The following is a 17,625-nucleotide window of genomic DNA, read 5'->3' on the forward strand; positions in this document are numbered from 1 at the left end:
CGGGGCTGATTCTCCCTCGGGGCGGCGGGCCTGACATCTGGACTGGACTATGAAGCTTACGATCGAACGGGCGGCGCTCCTGAAGGCGCTGGGGCATGTGCAAAGCGTCGTCGAGCGCCGCAACACGATCCCGATCCTGTCGAACATCCTGCTGTCAGCGGATGGCGATCGTCTGTCGTTTTCGGCCACCGACCTGGACATGGAGATCATCGACGAGGGCTTCGCCCAGATCGACGTGCCTGGTCAGATCACCGCACCGGCCCACACCCTTTACGAGATCGTCCGCAAGCTGCCCGACGGCGCCGATGTGTCACTGAGCTTCAGCGGCGATGATCCGCGCCTGGTGATCCAGGCTGGCCGCTCGCGCTTCAACCTGCCGGTGCTGCCGGCCGGCGACTTCCCGGTCATGAGCTCGGACGGGCTGTCCAGCCGCATCGCGGTGGACACCAACGAGTTGATCCGCCTGATCGACAAGACGCGTTTTGCGATCTCGACCGAAGAGACGCGCTACTATCTGAACGGTCTCTACCTGCACACGGTGAACGAAGGCGGCGAGACCAAGCTGCGCGCTGTCGCCACCGATGGCCACCGCCTGGCCCTGGCCGAGATGCCCGCTCCGGAAGGGGCGGTGGGCATTCCGGGTGTGATCGTGCCGCGAAAGACCATCGCCGAGGCCCGCCGCCTGATGGAATCGGCCGGCGAGACGGTCGACCTGCAGGTCTCGCCGCAGAAGGTCCGCTTCGAGTTCGGCGCGGCGGCCCTGACCTCCAAGGTGATTGACGGCGCCTTCCCCGACTACATGCGCGTGATCCCGCGCGATAACGCCAAGATCCTGACGCTGGACAACGACCTGTTCGCCAAGGCCGTCGACCGCGTCGCGACGATCTCGGCCGAGAAGAGCCGCTCGGTGAAGCTGGCCGTCGAGCCGGGCCGCATCACCCTGACCGTCCGCAACATGGAAGCCGGCCAAGCTGTCGAAGAGGTCGAGGTCGACTATGACGGCGAGCCCTTTGAGATTGGCTTCAACGCCCGCTATCTGCTGGACGTCTGCGGCCAGATCGCCGGCCCGCAGGCCGAGTTCCGCTTCGCCGACCCGGCCAGCCCGACCCTGGTGGTCGATCCGGTCGATCCCGGCGTGAAGTACGTGCTGATGCCGCTGCGGGTCTGATCCGCGATTGTTGGGGATGACGAACGGGCGCTTTAGGCGCCCGTTCCGCTGTTTGGGGTCCGTATGAACAAGCTGCTTGCCGCTTCCGTCGCCGTTCTTGCCATCACCGCCGCCGCGCCCGCCTTCAGTCAGGCGGTCGGAGAGCAGGCGGTCGAGCGCCGCGAGATCGGAAACCAGATCCTGGAGAACGTTCCGATCGCGCCGGCCTCGGTCCGCGAGGGCCTTGCCAAGTACCAGAACGCCCGCTCGGCGGGGTTCGTGGACTGGGCCCCTGACGGCGGCATCCTGATCAGCACCCGCTTCGGCAACACCAACCAGCTGCACCGCGTGGCCGCTCCCGGCGCGGACCGCAGTCAGATCACCTTCTATGAAGAGCCGATCGGCGGCGCCAGCGCCCTGCCCACCGGCCAGATCCTGTTCTCCAAGGACACCGGCGGGGACGAGTGGTTCCAGCTGTTCCTGCTGGGCCCGGACGGCAAGACAATCCAGCTGACTGAGCCGGGCACGCGCAACCAGTCTCCTGAATGGTCGAAGGACGGCGCGGTGATCGTCTGGTCGAGGACGGCCAAGGGCTCGGCCGACTACGACATCCTGATGCGCGACGCCTCGGGCGCGACCAAGGTGATCTTCAGGGGCCAGGGTCAGGTCTCGCCGGAAGCGGTGTCCCCCGATGGCAAGACCGTCCTGCTAGGCCGCTACGTCTCGATCAGCGAGTCCAAGCGCTGGCTGCTCGATGTGGCCAGCGGGAAGCTAACCGAGCTGAACCCGTCAAAGACCAAGATCGCCTATTCCGGCGGGGTCTTCACGCCCGACGGCAAGAGCGTGCTGATGCTGTCGGACGAGGGTTCGGACTTCACCCGGCTCGTCCAATACGACCTGGCCACGGGCCAGAAGACGATCGTGTCGCCCGAACGCCCGTGGGGCGTCGAGAGCTTCACCCTGTCGGACGATGGCCGCATTCTGGCCTATGCGTTCAACGAGGACGGTTATTCCAAGCTGGTCGTGCAGGACTTCCGCACCCGCCGCGCGCTACCCCAGCCCGAACTGCCCGCCGGGGTCATTTCGGGCCTGACCTTCTCGCCCGACGGCGCCCGTCTGGGCTTCAGCCTGGCCTCGCCCACGGCGGCCAGCGACGCTTGGAGCTGGGGCGTTGTGGACGGCAAGCTGGAGCGCTGGACGGCCTCCGAGCTGGGCGGCCTAGATCCCAAGGCGCTGGCGACGCCGCAGCTGGTCCGCTACCCGTCTTTCGACAAGCGCACGATTCCGGCCTTTGTCTACAAGCCCAAGCTGGCCGCCAGCCAGAAGGCGCCGGTGATCATCAACATCCACGGCGGCCCCGAGGGCCAGTCGCGGCCGACCTTCGACACCTTCAGTCAGCACGCGGTCGCCGAGTTGGGCGCGGCGGTGATCCTGACGAACGTCCGAGGCTCCACCGGCTACGGGAAGACCTTCCATGCCCTCGACAACGCCGAGAAGCGCGAGGACTCCGTCAAGGACATCGGCGCGCTTCTGGACTGGATCAAGACCCAGCCCGATCTCGATCCCAGCCGGGTGGTGGTCTATGGCGGCTCCTACGGCGGCTACATGTCGCTGGCGGTCATGACCCACTACTCCGACCGCATGGGCGGCGGCATCGAGCTGTTCGGCATCTCGAACTTCGTGTCGTTCCTGCAGAACACCGAGGCCTACCGGCGCGATCTTCGCCGCGCTGAATACGGCGACGAGCGCGATCCGAAAATGCTGAAGGTCTTCGAGACGATCTCGCCGATGAACAACGTCCAGAAGATCACCAAGCCGATGCTGGTCATGCAGGGCTGGAACGATCCGCGCGTCCCCAAGTCGGAGTCCGACCAGATCGTCGCCAAGTTGCGGGGCCAAGGCGTGGAGACCTGGTACGTCCAGTTCAAGGACGAGGGCCACGGCTTCCGCAAGAAGGTCAACAACGACCGGCGACGCGAGGTCGAGACGCAGTTCCTGACCAAGGTGTTCGGCTTGGGCGCGGCGAAATAACCGTCGCGGAAACTGAACGGGTTCGAACCGGGATGATCGGCGCGGACCGGTTCGCCGACGTCGGCGGCTGGGCCTCCACCCCATCCATCCCGCCGGAGCGCTGACGTACGGGCAGGTTGCGCGCACGGGAAGTCGCTATAAGGTCCGTTTCCTATCAAAACGGGAGGCGCCTCATGGCCAAACTGAACTATGTGACGGTCGGATCGAACGATCTGCCGAAGGCGAAGGCCTTCTATGACGCGCTGCTGGCCTCGGCCGGCTTCAAGCCGTTGTTCGATCATCCGTCCGGTGGCCGTCTCTATCGCGGCGAAGGCTGCATGTTCGGGGTGCTTGGCCCGCACGACGGCAATCCCGCTTGCGTCGGCAACGGCATGATGGCCGGTTTCGCCTTCGACACACCCGCCGAGGTCGACGCCTTCCACGCCAAGGCCCTGGAACTGGGCGCGGTCTGCGACGGGCCGCCCGGCGAGCGCATGCCCAAGGCCTATTTCGCCTATTTCCGCGACTTGGATGGCAACAAGCTGTGCGGCTACAAGCTGGGCTGACCTGCATGAGGCGCGCGACCGCAAAGCTATGCCGCTGAGCGGCGCCTCGCCATGATTCCGCCGCAAACGCGCGGCGAGCTTGACCTTGGCGAGGCCAATATGTCGCGCAAGTCTCAGGAGGGCCATTCCGAGGCGGCCCCGCTTCATCATCGTCGGGTGAGGCGGGCGTCTTGGTCCGCCTAGCCCCGGGCGGCGACACCCCTTAAGACACCGCCATGGCGTCGGCCGCACTGCTTTCCCTGACCCTGACGGATTTCCGGTCCTATGCGCATGCGCGCCTGGAGACGGGCGGCCGCAGCGTCTTCCTCTTCGGCGCGAACGGCGCGGGAAAGACCAACCTTCTCGAAGCGATCAGCCTGCTAAGTCCAGGTAAGGGCCTGAGGGGCGTAAGCCTGGCCGAAGTCGGGCGACGGCTGCCGGGCGAGGCGACGGGTCGCGCCTGGGCGGTCTCCGCCGAGGTGCAATCAGGCGAGGACGCTCCGGTCAGGGTCGGCACAGGCGTGGATCAGGCCGGGGCGGCCCGTCGGATGGTCCGGCTCGACGGTGAGACCGTCCCGCCGGGACGGCTGGCGGACCACGTGCGCCCGATCTGGCTGACCCCGGCCCAGGATCGGCTCTTTCTGGAGGCGGCCTCCGAACGACGGCGCTTCTTCGACCGGTTGGTCTTCGCCGGCGAACCCGCTCACGCCGCGAACGCCAACGCCTATGACAAGGCGCAACGGGAGCGGATGAGGTTGTTGATCGACGCCGCCGAGACCGGCGCGCCGGCGGACACCACATGGCTGACCGCGCTGGAAGCCCGCTTGGCGGAATTCGGGGCGTTGCTGGTTCAGGCCCGGGCGCGGACGCTGCTGGCCTTGCAGGCCGAGATCGACGGACGGGGCGATCGACCGTTTCCGCTGGCGCGCCTTTCCCTCACCGGAGAGTGGGAGCGCATGGCGCTGGAGGGCGCGCCGTTCGCCCAGATCGAGTTAAAGCTCGCCCAGGCCTTGGCCGCCGCGCGGGGGCGGGACGGCGCAGCGGGACGCGCCCTGACCGGACCTCACCGAGGCGACCTGGCCATCTTCCATGTGGAGAAGGACCGATCGGCCGCCGAATGCTCGACCGGCGAGCAAAAGGCGCTGATTTTGAACCTGATCCTGGCTCAGGCGGCGCGACTTTCGCGTGCGGAAACCGCGCCGAATCCTGTAATACTACTTGACGAAGTCGCTGCGCATCTCGACCTGACCAGGCGAGCCGCGCTGGCCGACGAACTCACGGCGCTCAAGCTCCAGGCCTTTCTCACCGGCACGGACGAGTCGCTGTTCGACCATCTCAAGGGTCGGGCTCTTGGTGTTCGCGTCAGCGAGGCCGGCCTGACCACGCTGGAAGACGAATGACCGAGAACACCGAAGACCAAGTCCCCGAAGCGGCGCCCCCGGAAATGACGACCGAGGAAGCCGCCGCCCAGTACGGCGCGGATTCGATCAAGGTGCTGAAGGGCCTCGACGCGGTCCGTAAGCGCCCTGGCATGTACATCGGCGACACCGATGACGGTTCGGGCCTGCACCACATGGTCTACGAGGTGGTCGACAACGCCATCGACGAGGCGCTCGCCGGTCACGCCACCAAGGTTCAGGTGATCCTCAACGCCGACGGCTCGGTGACGGTCACCGACGACGGTCGCGGCATCCCGGTCGACATGCACGAGGGCGAGGGCGTCTCGGCGGCCGAGGTCATCATGACCCAGCTGCACGCCGGCGGTAAGTTCGATCAGAACAGCTACAAGGTCTCGGGCGGTCTGCACGGCGTGGGCGTCTCGGTCGTGAACGCGCTCTCGGACTGGCTGGAGCTGCTGATCCACCGCAACGGCAAGGTTCACCAGATGCGCTTCGAGCGCGGCGACGCGGTCACCTCGCTGAAGGTGACCGGCGATTCGCCCGTCCGAACGGAAGGTCCCAAAGCCGGCGAGACCCTGACCGGCACCGAGGTGACGTTCTTCCCCTCTAAGGACACCTTCGCCTTCATCGAATTCGACCGGAAGACCCTTGAGCATCGCCTGCGCGAGCTAGCCTTCCTGAACTCGGGCGTGACGATCTGGTTCAAGGATCACCGCGACGTCGAGCCGTGGGAGGAGAGGCTGTACTACGAGGGCGGCATCGAGGCCTTCGTGCGCCACCTCGACAAGGCCAAGACGCCGCTGCTGAAAGCGCCGATCACCGTCAAGGGCGTCAAGGACAAGGTCGAGGTCGACCTGGCCCTTTGGTGGAACGACAGCTACCACGAGCAGATGCTGTGCTTCACCAACAACATCCCGCAACGGGATGGCGGCACGCACCTTTCGGCCTTCCGCGCGGCCCTGACCCGCATCATCACCAACTACGCCGAGAGCACCGGCATCCTGAAGAAGGAGAAGGTCAGCCTGGGCGGCGAAGACAGCCGCGAGGGCCTGACCTGCGTGCTGTCGGTCAAGGTGCCTGATCCGAAGTTCAGCTCACAGACCAAGGACAAACTGGTTTCGTCCGAGGTGCGGCCGGCCGTCGAAGGCCTGGTGTCCGAAGGGCTCTCGACCTGGTTCGAGGAGCACCCAAACGAGGCCAAGGCCATCGTCACCAAGATCGCCGAAGCCGCCGCCGCCCGCGAGGCCGCCCGCAAGGCGCGCGAACTGACCCGCCGCAAGAGCGCGCTCGACATCACGTCCCTGCCCGGCAAGCTCGCCGACTGCTCCGAACGCGATCCGGCCAAGTCCGAAATCTTCATCGTTGAGGGCGACTCCGCTGGCGGCTCGGCCAAACAGGCCCGCAACCGCGATAACCAGGCCGTTCTGCCTCTGCGCGGCAAGATCCTGAACGTCGAGCGGGCGCGCTTCGACAAGATGCTGTCGTCCGACCAGATCGGCACCCTGATCACCGCCCTCGGCGCAGGCATCGGCCGCGACGACTTCAATCCGGACAAGGTGCGCTACCACAAGATCGTGCTGATGACCGACGCCGACGTCGACGGCGCCCACATCCGCACCCTGCTCTTGACCTTCTTCTACCGGCAGATGCCGGAGCTGATCGAGCGCGGCTACATCTACATCGCCCAGCCGCCGCTCTATAAAGCCAGCAAGGGCAAGTCCTCGCGCTACCTGAAGGACGACGCCGAGATGGACGCGTTCCTGGTCGACGAGGGCGTCGACGGCGCCGAGCTCGATCTGGCGTCCGGCGAGCGCATGACGGGCCAGGACCTGCTGGCCCTGGTGCAGACATGCCGCTCGGCCAAGGCCAATATCGATCGTCTCTCCGCACGCGCCCCCGCGACCGCGATCGAACAAGCGGCGCTGTCGGGCCTGCTGGGCGAGTCGCCGGATGTTCTGGCCGCCGCCAAGCGCCTGGATCTCTACGCCGAGGAAGGTGATGGACCTTGGTCGGGCGAGCGGGGCGATACGGGCTTCATCTTCAGCCGCGTTCGTCGTGGCGTCTCCGAGCGGGTCGTGCTGGACGATGTCCTGCTGCACGCCGCCGACGCGCGTCGCCTCGCCGAGCGGGCCGTCAAGCTGGCAGAAGTGTTCTCGGGCCGCGCCGTGTTCCGCCGCAAGGACAAGTCGACCACGATCCGCGGACCGCTGGACCTCGTCAACGCCGTGCTCGACGCGGGCCGAAAGGGCCTCACCATCCAGCGCTATAAGGGCCTGGGCGAAATGAACCCCGATCAGCTCTGGGAGACCACGCTGGACGCCGAGGCGCGCACCCTGCTGCAGGTCCGCGTCAACCACGCCGACGACGCCGACGACATGTTCAGCCGCCTGATGGGTGATCTCGTCGAGCCCCGTCGCGAGTTCATCCAGGAAAACGCCCTCGACGCAGAGGTCGACGTCTAGACACGCCCTTCGCGGCGGACCACCGCCGCACATGTCTGTTCGCTAAGCGCCGGGCGCCCATTCGAAGGGCGGCCCGGCGTTTTCTTTTTCAGAAATGCCCGTCTTGGCTTCGCCGCCGCCGGCGGCTGGATCGCTCCATGGTGACGGCGGCGTCATCTTATGAGCTTCGGGCCGATTCGCCCGGAAGTCTGCTTTTGGGGCGCGTAGCGTATGGAACAGGACGCCAGTCTTCGTCCGGAACGAATTCTGGATCTCTCGCAACGGCTATCCAGCGTGGCGGGGGAGAAGATCGGCGAGATCGCCCGAGTGAACCGGGCGGCCAAGATGCTGGCGATCAATGCGCTGATCGTCGCCGCCCGCGCCGGCGAGGCGGGCAAGGGCTTCGCCATCGTCGCCGAGGAATTCAAGAAGATTTCCACCGAGATCGACGGCGTAGCCGCCGCGCTGGAGAGTCAGGTCCGGGCCGACCTCGACGAACTCTCAGCGATTGGCGGGGCGATCCTGGGCCACTTGCGAGGCCAGAGGCTGGCGGACCTTGCGCTCAACGCCATCGAGATCGTCGACCGCAACCTTTATGAGCGCACGTGCGACGTGCGCTGGTGGGCCACGGATTCGGCCGTGGTCGCTTGCCTCGGGCAAGGCGAGGACGCAGCGGCTCGGCGCTACGCCAGCGAGCGCCTCGGCGTGATCCTGGACGCCTATACCGTCTATCTCGACCTATGGATCTGCGACGCCAGCGGCCGCGTGGTCGCCAATGGACGTCCGGCCCGCTACCCCGGCGTCGTCGGCCGCTCGATGGCCGACACCCGCTGGTTCCAGGAAGGCTTGCGCACCGCCTCGGGCGACGACTTCGTGGCGTGCGATATCGAACGTTGCGCGCCGCTGGGCGACGCCCCGGTCGCCACCTACGCCACGGCGATCCGCACCGGAGGCGTGTGCAGCGGACAGCCGCTCGGCGTCCTGGGCGTGCATTTCGACTGGAGGCCCCAGGCCCAGGCCGTGGTCGACGGCGTGCGCCTGACGCCGGAAGAGCGCGAACGCTCGCGCGTCATGCTGCTGGACCAGAGAGGCCGGGTCCTCGCGGCGTCGGACGGTCGCGGCGTTCTGACCGAGACCTTTCCGCTGGATACCTCCGCCGGAGCGATGGGCAGTTACGCGGACGGCGGCGTCACCGTCGGCTACGCGCGGACGCCGGGATACGAGACCTATCAGGGCCTGGGCTGGTACGGCTGCCTGGTCCAAAGACCGGCGGGCGAAGCGGTCCAGATCGCCGCAGCCTGAGCGAAGTCTCACGCCGGGCCACTTCTGGCCCATAGGCCGCTGGTAGTCAGGTAGCCGAAGCGTCCGTGGCGATCATGGACGTGCGCTTGGAGACCGCCTCGTACCATGCGGACAGCGCAGGACGGCCGGGGCGCCACGCCACCACCTGGCGCACGTCCAGGTAAGCCAGTTGCACGGCGATGGCGATTTCGGCGATCCCGAAGCGATCGCTCGGCAGATCGGCGGCCTCGAAGAGGTCCAGCGCGGCATTGACCGCCCGCAGCTGGCGATCGAACAAGTCCTGTCGATGCTGCGCCTCCGGCCGCATGCGCTCGCGCACGATCAGGATAGCCGCGTCGCCCAGGCCGTCGGCGGCCGCTTCCAGGGTCAAGGCCCGTCGGCGCTCCGGCTGAGCGCGCGGGATAAGGGCGGGCTCGGCAAGGCCGTCGATGTAGTCGGCGATCACCGCCGAATCGAAAATCGTCTCGCCGCCCTCCAGAACCAGGGTCGGAACCTTGTTCAACGGGTTCAGCGCGCGAAGGCTTTCGTCCTGAAACGGCGCGATCGTCTCGACCGTAAGTTGCTCGGACAGGCCTTTTTCCGCCGCCAGGACACGAACCTTGCGAGCAAACGGCGACAAGGGCGAGTAAAGAAGCCGCATCGATGGATTTCCCGGGAGACGACAATGGCGCTGAAGCTTGAAGCAGGAACAAAGCTTGTGGCCGCCACGCACAATCCTGGCAAGGTCCCTGAGATCGCCGCCCTGCTGGACGGCCGGTTCGAGATCGTCACGGCGGGTCAACTCGGCCTGCCCGAACCCGAGGAGACTGAGAGCACCTTTGTCGGCAACGCGCTCCTGAAGGCGCGTCACGCCGCCGACCTGTCGGGCCTGCCCGCCTTGGCCGACGACTCCGGCCTTTCGGTGCAGGCGCTGGACGGCGCTCCCGGCATCTTCTCCGCCCGCTGGGCTGGTCCCACCAAGGACTTCGCCATGGCGATGAAAAAGGTCGAGGAGCGGCTCGAAGAGACCGCGTCAGACGATCGCTCCGCCTGGTTCACCTCGGCGCTCGCGGTGGCCTGGCCGAACGGCCCGGCGGTCGTGGTCGAGGGGCGCGTGGACGGAAGTTTGATCTTCCCCGGCCGCGGGACACGGGGGTTCGGCTATGATCCGATCTTCATCCCCGAGGGCCACGCCATGACCTTCGGGGAAATGGAGCCGACCGCCAAGGACGCCATGAGCCACCGCGCCCGGGCCTTCGCCAAGCTGAAGGCGGCCCTGTTTGACTGACCCGAGCGCCGGGTCGGTCGGTGTCTATGTCCACTGGCCCTACTGCGCCCGGATCTGTCCCTATTGCGATTTCAACGTCGTGCGCGACCGAGGGCGGCTCGACGAGCAGGACGCACTGGCCGACGCCATCGTCGCGGACCTGGAGGCCCAGCGCGCCCTGACCGGCGAACGACGGCTGCTGTCGATCTTCTTCGGCGGCGGCACTCCGTCGCTGATGGACCCGGCGCAGGTGGCGCGCGTGATCGAGACGGCCAAGCGTCTTTGGTCGCCGGCGGATGATCTGGAGATCAGCCTGGAGGCCAACCCCACCGACGCCGAGACCGGCCGCTTCACCGCCCTTGCCGACGCCGGGGTGCAACGCCTGTCGCTGGGCGTCCAGGCCCTGGAAGACGCCGCTTTGAAGACCCTGGGCCGCAACCACGACGCCGACGCAGCACGGCGCGCCATCGCGGCGGCGACAAGGGCCTTTCCGCGTCTGTCGATCGACCTGATCTACGCCCGTCCCGGTCAGACCGACGCAGCCTGGCGCACCGAGCTCGCCGAGGCCATCGCCTTGGGGCCGGAACACATTTCGCCCTACCAGCTGACCATCGAGCAAGGCACCGCCTTCGATCGCGCGGTCGGGCGCGGGACCCTCGTCGTGCCCGACGAAGACCTGGCCGCGACGCTGTTCGAAACCACCCAGGAAATGCTGGAAGCCAGCGACTTCGACGCCTACGAGGTTTCGAACCACGCCAGAGGCGAGCCCGCGCGCTCGCGCCACAACCTCGTCTACTGGCGCGGCGTCGACTATGTCGGCGTCGGCCCGGGGGCGCATGGTCGGCTGACGCTGGCCAACGGGCGGGCGGCCACCACCGCGCATCGCGCGATCAAGGACTATGTCGTCGCCGTTCGCGAGCACGGCGTCGGCTTCGCGCGAGAGATTCTGGACCCGGAGGACATCGCCGAAGAGCGCCTGATCCTGGGCCTGCGTATCGATGACGGCGTCAGCTTCGAGGAGCTTGCGCCGCTGGGCCTCACGCCGGATCTCGCCAAGGTTCGGGATCTGGTCGAAGCAGGATTGCTGGTCGACGACCCAGGTCGCCTGCGCGCTACGCGCGCGGGCCGGCTGGTGCTTGATCGGCTGACAGGCGCGCTTGCGACCTGATATGGGTTCACCACAAACGAAGGACCCCTCGCCCTTGAGCCGTCAGCTTCCTCCACCGGCCCTGTCCGACGCGCCCCTGGCGCCGGGCCTCTATCTGGTGGCGACGCCGATCGGCAACCTGCGCGACATCACCCTCCGGGCGCTGGACGTGCTGGCCGGCTGCGACCTGCTGCTGGCCGAGGACACCCGTGTAACCGGCAAACTGCTATCGGCCTACGGCATCCGAACCAAGCTGGAACGCCACGACGAGCACGTGGCCGAACGCGCGATACCTGGGATTCTCGAGCGCCTGGCCGCCGGCGAGCGCGTCGCCCTCGTCTCGGACGCCGGCACGCCGATGGTGTCCGACCCGGGTTATCGCCTGGCGCGGGAGGCCATCGCCGCCGGCCATAACGTGATCCCGATCCCCGGCGCCTCGGCCGCGCTCGCCGCCCTGACCCTGGCCGGCCTGCCGACCGAACGGTTCCTGTTCGCCGGCTTCCCGCCGCCGAAGAGCGCTGCCCGGCGGACCTTCTTCGAAGAGTTCGCCAACACCCGCGCCACCCTGATCATCTACGAAGGCGCTTCGCGGGTCGCCGACTGCCTGGCCGACATGGCGGTGGTGTTCGGTGGCGACCGCCCGGCCGCCGTCTGTCGCGAGCTCACCAAGCTCTACGAGACCTGCGTGAGAGGGCCGCTGAGCGACCTCGCTACCGATCCAAGGTTCGAGGCGCCCAAGGGCGAGATCGTGATCCTGGTCGGCCCCGGAACCGCGAAGGTCGCCAGCGCCGGAGACGCCGAAGCCGCTCTGCGCGAGGCCATGAGCCGCCTGCCGTTGGGCGAGGCCGCCTCAGAGGTGGCCAAAGCGCTGGGACTTTCCCGCAAGGACCTCTACCGTCAGGCCCTGTCGATGAAGGAACAGGCGTGATGACGTCCGGCGTCCGCCAGGCGCGCGGAACCGCCGCGCGCAAGGTCGGGCGGCGGGCCGAGGTGATCGCCGCGCTGTGGCTGATGGCGAAGGGCTATCGGATTCTCGGTTTTCGCCTGGCGACGCCGCTTGGGGAAATCGACCTCCTGGCGCAACGCGGCAAGGTGCTGGCCGTTATCGAGGTCAAGCAACGCCGGACGATCGAGGAAGCGCTGGACGCCGTGAAGCCCACTCAGAGGGAGCGCCTGCGTCGCGCCGCCGCCCACCTTTCTGCGCATCGGACGGGACTGCGCGATCTCCTCGTGCGACTGGACCTGATCGCGATCGCCCCCGGGCGGCCGCCTCGCCACCTGCCCGACGCCTGGCGCGGGGCCTGACATGACGCGAGAAGAGGCCGAAGAGATTCTGACCAAGGCTGGCGAGGGGCCCGACGACGGCTTTCCGCTGTTCGAGGCCGCCTTGGCCTGCGCCGTGCACGACGATCCCAGCCGCGACACCAAGGCCGCGATTGATCTGGCCAACGACGCCGTGGAACGCCTGCGCCGCCGCGCCGAGACCGAGTCACCCGAGGAGGCCGTGGCTGAGACCCTGGCCGGCGACCTGCGCTTGACGGGGGACGTGATCACCTACGACCATCCGGACAACGCCGACGTCATCGCTATCGCCCACCGCCGCAAGGGGCTGCCGGTCGCGCTGGGCGTCTTCTATCTGCACGCGGCCCGCGCGGCCGGGCTGGAGCTCTACGGCGTCGACTTTCCCGGTCACTTCCTGCTGCGCATCGAGACCGAAGAAGGTCCGCTGGCGCTGGACCCGTTCAGCGAAGGACGGGTCGTGCTGCCGTCCGAACTGTCACGCCGCGCCCTGCGCACGGGCCTGATGCCGGATGTCGCCGCGCGGCTTGAGCTCCTGATGGCCCCGATCAGCGACCGCGCCGTTCTGATCCGCCTGCAGAACAACATCTTCGCCCGCGCCCAGCAGGCCAAGGACTGGCCGCGCGCCGAGCGCTCCGCCCTGCGGCGCGCCCTGCTGAACCCGGCTGATCACCGTCCCTGGCTGGACGTCGCGGCGGCGCGCGAAGGCCAAGGCGCCTTGGCGGGCGCGCTGCAGGCGCTCTCGCGCGCGCAAGTCCTCGACGGCGGCGCGGCGATCGCGGCGCGGGCGGCGCGCGAACGGGTTCGGCTGCGCTTGAACTAGCGTTCCAGCCAAAACGGCTTAACTAGGCTCCAGAGCCGAACCCCAGGAGCCCCCATGTCGCTGCGAGTCGCCGTTCAGATGGATCCCATCCTGGGGATCAATATCGACACCGACACGTCCTTCCTGATGATGATGGAAGCCCAGAGCCGGGGTCACAAGCTCTGGTTCTACACTCCCGACAAGCTCTCCCAGGAAGACGGCCGGGTGTTCGCCCGCGCCCAGCCCGTCGAGGTTTTCGCCGAAAAGGGGGCCCACGCCCGACTGGGCGAGACGATGGTGCTAGACATGAAGGACGATGTCGACGTCGTCCTCATGCGCCAGGATCCGCCGTTCGACATGGCCTACATCACGGCCACGCACTTCCTGGAAAAGGTCCATCCGCACACCCTGGTGGTGAACAACCCGGCCGAGGTGCGAAACGCGCCCGAGAAGCTGTTCGTCACCGACTTCCCGGGCGTGCAGCCGCCGACCCTGATCACCAGCGACCACGAGGCGATCTACGACTTCCGCGCCCGGCACGGCGATATTGTCTTGAAGCCCCTGTATGGCGGCGGCGGGTCGGGCGTGGCGCGTCTGCTGGCGGACGACCCTAATCTCGATGCGCTCTTGGAGCTGCACGCCATGATCGGCCGCGAGCAGGTCATCGCCCAAAAGTTCGTTCCCGCTGTCAGCAAGGGCGACAAGCGCATCCTGCTGGTCGACGGCGAACCGGTGGGCGCCATCAATCGCGTGCCGGCTGCGGGCCAGGTGCGGTCGAACCTGCGGGTCGGCGGTCGCGCTGAGGCCGTGGCCTTGACGGCCCGCGACCTGGAGCTTTGCAAGATCATCGCCCCCGAACTCAAGCGTCGCGGGCTGCTGTTCGTCGGAATTGACGTGATCGGAGAATACCTTACCGAGATCAACGTCACCTCGCCCACGGGTGCGCAACAGCTGCTGCGATTTACCGGAATCAACGCTGCCGACGTACTCTGGAACAGGATTGAGGATATTCGCGCGAACGGTGGGTAACTCTACGTAAACATCGAGATTTCCCGAAACGTTCGTTTTTCGTTCTTGCTCCATTTCGCAAGATGTGTTGCTCCTTGTGGATAAGTTGATGTTCCTCAAGGAGTTACGATGGCCGCCAGGGTCGTCACAGTCGCGTTCGAAGGCGTCGAGGCCCGCCGGGTCGACGTGGAGGTCCAACTGACGACCGGCCAGCACGCGTTCGTGGTGGTCGGGCTGGCCGACAAGGCTGTCGCCGAAAGCCGTGAACGGGTGCGCGGCGCCTTTGCAGGCCTCGGCCTGTCGCTTCCCGGCAAGCGCATCGTCGCCAACCTGGCGCCCGCCGACATGCCCAAGGAGGGCACGCACTTCGACCTGCCGATCGCCCTCGCGGTCATGGCCGCGCTCGGCGTCATCCCCCTGGACGCCCTGGACGGCTGGGCGGCCATGGGTGAGCTGTCGCTGGACGGCCGCATCGTCCCGGCCGCTGGCGCGCTTCCGGCCGCTATGGCGGCGGGCGCCATGGACCTTGGGCTCATCTGCCCCGAGGCCTCGGGGCCGGAAGCGGCCTGGGCGGGCGGCACGCGCATTCTGGCGCCCCGCTCGCTGGTGGCGCTGATCAATCACTTCCGAGGAAGCCAGATCCTGTCGGCGCCGACGCCGGGGCCCATTATCGAGGGCGAGCGGCCCAAGGACCTGCGTGATGTGAAGGGCCAGGAAAACGCCAAGCGCGCCCTGGAGATCGCGGCGGCCGGCGGTCACAACCTGCTGTTCTCCGGCCCGCCGGGCTCGGGCAAGTCGATGCTGGCCCAGCGCCTGCCGGGCCTCCTGCCACCCCTGACCTCCGCCGAGTTGCTGGAGACGTCGATGGTTCACTCGGTGGCGGGACTGATCGCGCGCGGAACCCTGACCCGCGCGCGCCCTTTCCGTGCGCCGCATCACAGCGCCAGCATGGCCGCCCTGACCGGCGGCGGCCACCGCGCCAAGCCGGGCGAGGTCTCGTTGGCGCACAATGGCGTGCTGTTTCTCGATGAGCTGCCCGAGTTCGGGGTGCAGGCGTTGGACAGCCTGCGGGGCCCGTTGGAGACCGGCGAGGTGATGGTCGCCCGCGCCAACGCCCATGTGCGCTATCCGGCCAAGGTGCAGTTGGTGGCGGCGATGAATCCCTGCCGCTGTGGTCATGGCGGCCCCGGGCGTGGCGCTTGCGGCAAGGCGCCCCGGTGCCAGAAGGACTATCAGGGACGCGTCTCGGGTCCCTTGATGGACCGCATCGACCTCGCCGTCGACATGCCCGCCGTCACCGCCGCCGATCTGGCCCTGCCGCCGCCCGTCGAAGGATCGGCCGAAGCCGCCGCCCGCGTGGCGCGGGCCCGAAATCTGCAGCTCGAACGCGCCGAGGCGCTAGGCGCCGCCGAGGGTCTGAACGGCCGCGCCGAGGGCGCCTTTCTTGAGAAGATCGCAGGCCTCGACACCGCCGGCCGCGACCTACTGTCCCGCGCCGCCGAGGCCGGACGCATCAGCGCGCGGGGCTGGACCCGGGTGCTGCGTCTGTCGCGGACCATCGCCGACCTAGAAGGTGCGGAAGGCGTCAAGCGGGTCCATGTCGCCGAGGCCCTCGCCTATCGCCGCACAACTCCAGCGGGCGAAGAAAGCTATGCGGCGGCCGGTCCAGCTTGACCGCCCGTTAAGCCGGGCCCGTTAGGCTTGGCCCCTATGAGCGAAACCCGATCCGACGACCGCCATCCCAGCGTGACGCCCGAGCAGCTGGCGACGCTGAGCCATGAGTTCCGCACGCCGCTGAACGGCGTGCTGGGCATGGCGCGCCTCCTGGAGAACACAAAGCTGACGGCCGAGCAGCGTTCCTACGTGACGGCGCTGCGCGAGAGCGGCGACCACCTGCTGTCGCTGGTCAATGACGTGCTGCATTTCGCCCGCCTAGGCGCGGCCGCGATCGAGCTCTCACTGGCCCCGGTCGATATCGAGAGCCTGCTGCGTCAGGTCGCCGAACTGATGAGCCCGCGCGCCCATGAAAAGGGCGTCGAGATCGCTTGGGCCGTCTCGACGCCCCTGCCCTCCATCCTCGCGGACGAAGGTCGGCTGCGACAGATCCTGCTGAATTTCGCCGGCAACGCCGTGAAATTCACCGAGACAGGCGGCGTGCTGTTGACCGCCAGCGCCTTGGACGGGGGGCGCATCCGCTTCTCGGTGGCCGACACCGGCCCAGGCGTCGCGCCCGAGGCCCGGGCCCGCATCTTCGAGGCCTTCGTCCAGACCGACATCACCCACGCCACCCAGTTGGGGGGTGCGGGCCTGGGCCTGGCCATCGTCTCCCGCCTCTCGGCGGCCATGGGTGGCGAGGTCGGCGTCGGGGGCGAGCTGGGCCAGGGCGCAGAATTCTGGTTCGAGGCGCCGTTCGCGCCGGCCGCGCCGCCCGCTCGCGCGACACCGCTCGCGGGCCAGGACGTCGCCGTCGTCTCGCCCAACGCGATCGTGCGCGCCGCCACGGTGCGCCAGATCGAGGCGGCCGGCGGTCGCGCCCATTCCGCCGTCGACGTCGACGCCGCGCTGGCCGGCGCTCCGGCCGACGCCGTGCTGCTGATCGACGCGGCGCTTTCGGGGCCGGACGGAGCCCTGACACCGCCCGCCGGGCGCCAGTCGGTCGTGCTTTTGACCCCCGAACAGCGCGACTGCATAGACCGCCTGAAGGCCGCCGGCTTCTCGGGCTATCTGATCAAGCCGTTGCGCGCGGCCTCCCTGGTCGCCCAGGTGCTGAAAGCCTCGACCGCCGGCGGCGTCGCCGAGGACGAACCCGCCCACGACGACCGCATCGCCGGCGCGGTCGCCACCGGCGCGCGGGTGCTCCTGGCCGAAGACAATCCGATCAACGCCCTCTTGGCCCGCACCCTCCTGGAGCGCGAGGGCTGCAAGGTCGACCGCGTCGCCGACGGCGAACAGGCCGTCGCCGCCGCTTCGGGCGGGGTCTACGACCTGATTCTGATGGACCTGCGCATGCCCGGTCTGACGGGGATCGAGGCGGCCAGGACCCTCCGGACCAAGGGCGTGGCTACGCCGATCGCCGCCTTGACCGCCGACGCCTTCGACGAGGACCGCCGCACCTGCCTGGCGGCCGGCATGGACGACTTCCTGGTCAAGCCCCTGACCCAAGAGGCGCTACGCGAGACGCTCAGGCGCTGGACCACGGGCGGTCCCTCGGGTGTCTGGACGAAACCCGCGACGCGAGCCAAGGTCGCCGGCTGATACGGGGGTGTCCCCCGCTGGGG

14 protein-coding genes and 1 pseudogene are annotated in these 17,625 nt (G+C 68.0%); 14 read left to right on the forward strand and 1 reads right to left on the reverse strand.

Annotated features, from left to right (window positions below; genetic code table 11):
* Positions 1–49: 49 nt before the first annotated feature.
* The 6 genes and pseudogenes from dnaN (at position 50) to CSW63_RS21875 (ending at position 8,845) form a co-directional block, all read left to right on the forward strand.
* The gene (gene dnaN, locus CSW63_RS21850) at positions 50–1,168 is read left to right on the forward strand and encodes a DNA polymerase III subunit beta (protein WP_062097929.1); all 1,119 of its coding nucleotides are present in this window, start codon (positions 50–52) and stop codon (positions 1,166–1,168) included.
* 63 nt (positions 1,169–1,231) lie between these two features.
* Complete coding sequence (locus CSW63_RS21855; protein ID WP_062097927.1) at positions 1,232–3,178, forward strand: S9 family peptidase; 1,947 nt, start codon at positions 1,232–1,234, stop codon at positions 3,176–3,178.
* A 173-nt stretch (positions 3,179–3,351) separates the two neighbouring features.
* Complete coding sequence (locus CSW63_RS21860; RefSeq protein WP_062097925.1) at positions 3,352–3,723, forward strand: VOC family protein; 372 nt, start codon at positions 3,352–3,354, stop codon at positions 3,721–3,723.
* Between the two features lie 215 nt (positions 3,724–3,938).
* Positions 3,939–5,102 (forward strand): DNA replication/repair protein RecF, encoded by a 1,164-nt coding sequence (gene recF, locus CSW63_RS21865; protein ID WP_062097923.1) that lies wholly within the window; start codon positions 3,939–3,941, stop codon positions 5,100–5,102.
* Positions 5,099–7,564 carry a DNA topoisomerase (ATP-hydrolyzing) subunit B gene (gene gyrB / locus CSW63_RS21870; RefSeq protein WP_168193714.1) on the forward strand — a complete coding sequence of 822 codons (2,466 nt, stop codon included), beginning with the start codon at positions 5,099–5,101 and terminating at the stop codon, positions 7,562–7,564. The genes recF and gyrB overlap by 4 nt, the downstream gene beginning before the upstream one ends.
* A gap of 140 nt (positions 7,565–7,704) precedes the next feature.
* Positions 7,705–8,845, forward strand: a pseudogene (locus CSW63_RS21875) (methyl-accepting chemotaxis protein).
* Positions 8,846–8,891: 46 nt separating this feature from the next.
* Here the strand turns inward: CSW63_RS21875 and CSW63_RS21880 are convergent.
* Positions 8,892–9,485: a glutathione S-transferase family protein gene (locus CSW63_RS21880; protein WP_062097919.1), complete on the reverse strand. Its 594-nt coding sequence runs from the start codon at positions 9,483–9,485 to the stop codon at positions 8,892–8,894.
* A gap of 24 nt (positions 9,486–9,509) precedes the next feature.
* Here CSW63_RS21880 and rdgB point away from each other — a divergent pair, with 24 nt between their 5' ends.
* The 8 genes from rdgB to CSW63_RS21920 all read left to right on the forward strand — a co-directional run bounded on the left by rdgB (position 9,510) and on the right by CSW63_RS21920 (position 17,602).
* Positions 9,510–10,112 carry an RdgB/HAM1 family non-canonical purine NTP pyrophosphatase gene (gene rdgB / locus CSW63_RS21885; protein WP_062097917.1) on the forward strand — a complete coding sequence of 201 codons (603 nt, stop codon included), beginning with the start codon at positions 9,510–9,512 and terminating at the stop codon, positions 10,110–10,112.
* Positions 10,105–11,259, forward strand: coding sequence for a radical SAM family heme chaperone HemW (hemW, locus tag CSW63_RS21890; protein WP_062097915.1), 1,155 nt, complete (start codon positions 10,105–10,107; stop codon positions 11,257–11,259). Before rdgB ends, hemW begins: the two co-directional genes overlap by 8 nt.
* 34 nt (positions 11,260–11,293) lie before the next feature.
* Positions 11,294–12,166, forward strand: a complete 873-nt coding sequence (gene rsmI, locus CSW63_RS21895; RefSeq protein ID WP_062097913.1) for a 16S rRNA (cytidine(1402)-2'-O)-methyltransferase — start codon at positions 11,294–11,296, stop codon at positions 12,164–12,166.
* Entirely contained in the window at positions 12,166–12,543 is a 378-nt protein-coding gene (locus CSW63_RS21900) for a YraN family protein (RefSeq protein WP_062097911.1), read from the forward strand. The genes rsmI and CSW63_RS21900 overlap by 1 nt, the downstream gene beginning before the upstream one ends.
* 1 nt (position 12,544) lies before the next feature.
* Positions 12,545–13,360, forward strand: coding sequence for a SirB1 family protein (locus CSW63_RS21905; protein ID WP_062097909.1), 816 nt, complete (start codon positions 12,545–12,547; stop codon positions 13,358–13,360).
* A 54-nt stretch (positions 13,361–13,414) separates the two neighbouring features.
* Entirely contained in the window at positions 13,415–14,368 is a 954-nt protein-coding gene (gene gshB, locus CSW63_RS21910) for a glutathione synthase (RefSeq protein ID WP_062097907.1), read from the forward strand.
* Positions 14,369–14,476: 108 nt separating this feature from the next.
* The gene (locus tag CSW63_RS21915; protein WP_062097906.1) at positions 14,477–16,021 is read left to right on the forward strand and encodes a YifB family Mg chelatase-like AAA ATPase; all 1,545 of its coding nucleotides are present in this window, start codon (positions 14,477–14,479) and stop codon (positions 16,019–16,021) included.
* Positions 16,022–16,057: 36 nt separating this feature from the next.
* Positions 16,058–17,602 (forward strand): response regulator, encoded by a 1,545-nt coding sequence (locus CSW63_RS21920; RefSeq protein WP_062097904.1) that lies wholly within the window; start codon positions 16,058–16,060, stop codon positions 17,600–17,602.
* The last annotated feature ends 23 nt before the right edge of the window (positions 17,603–17,625 follow it).

This window comes from Caulobacter sp. FWC26 (genome assembly GCF_002742645.2).
Lineage (GTDB): Bacteria > Pseudomonadota > Alphaproteobacteria > Caulobacterales > Caulobacteraceae > Caulobacter.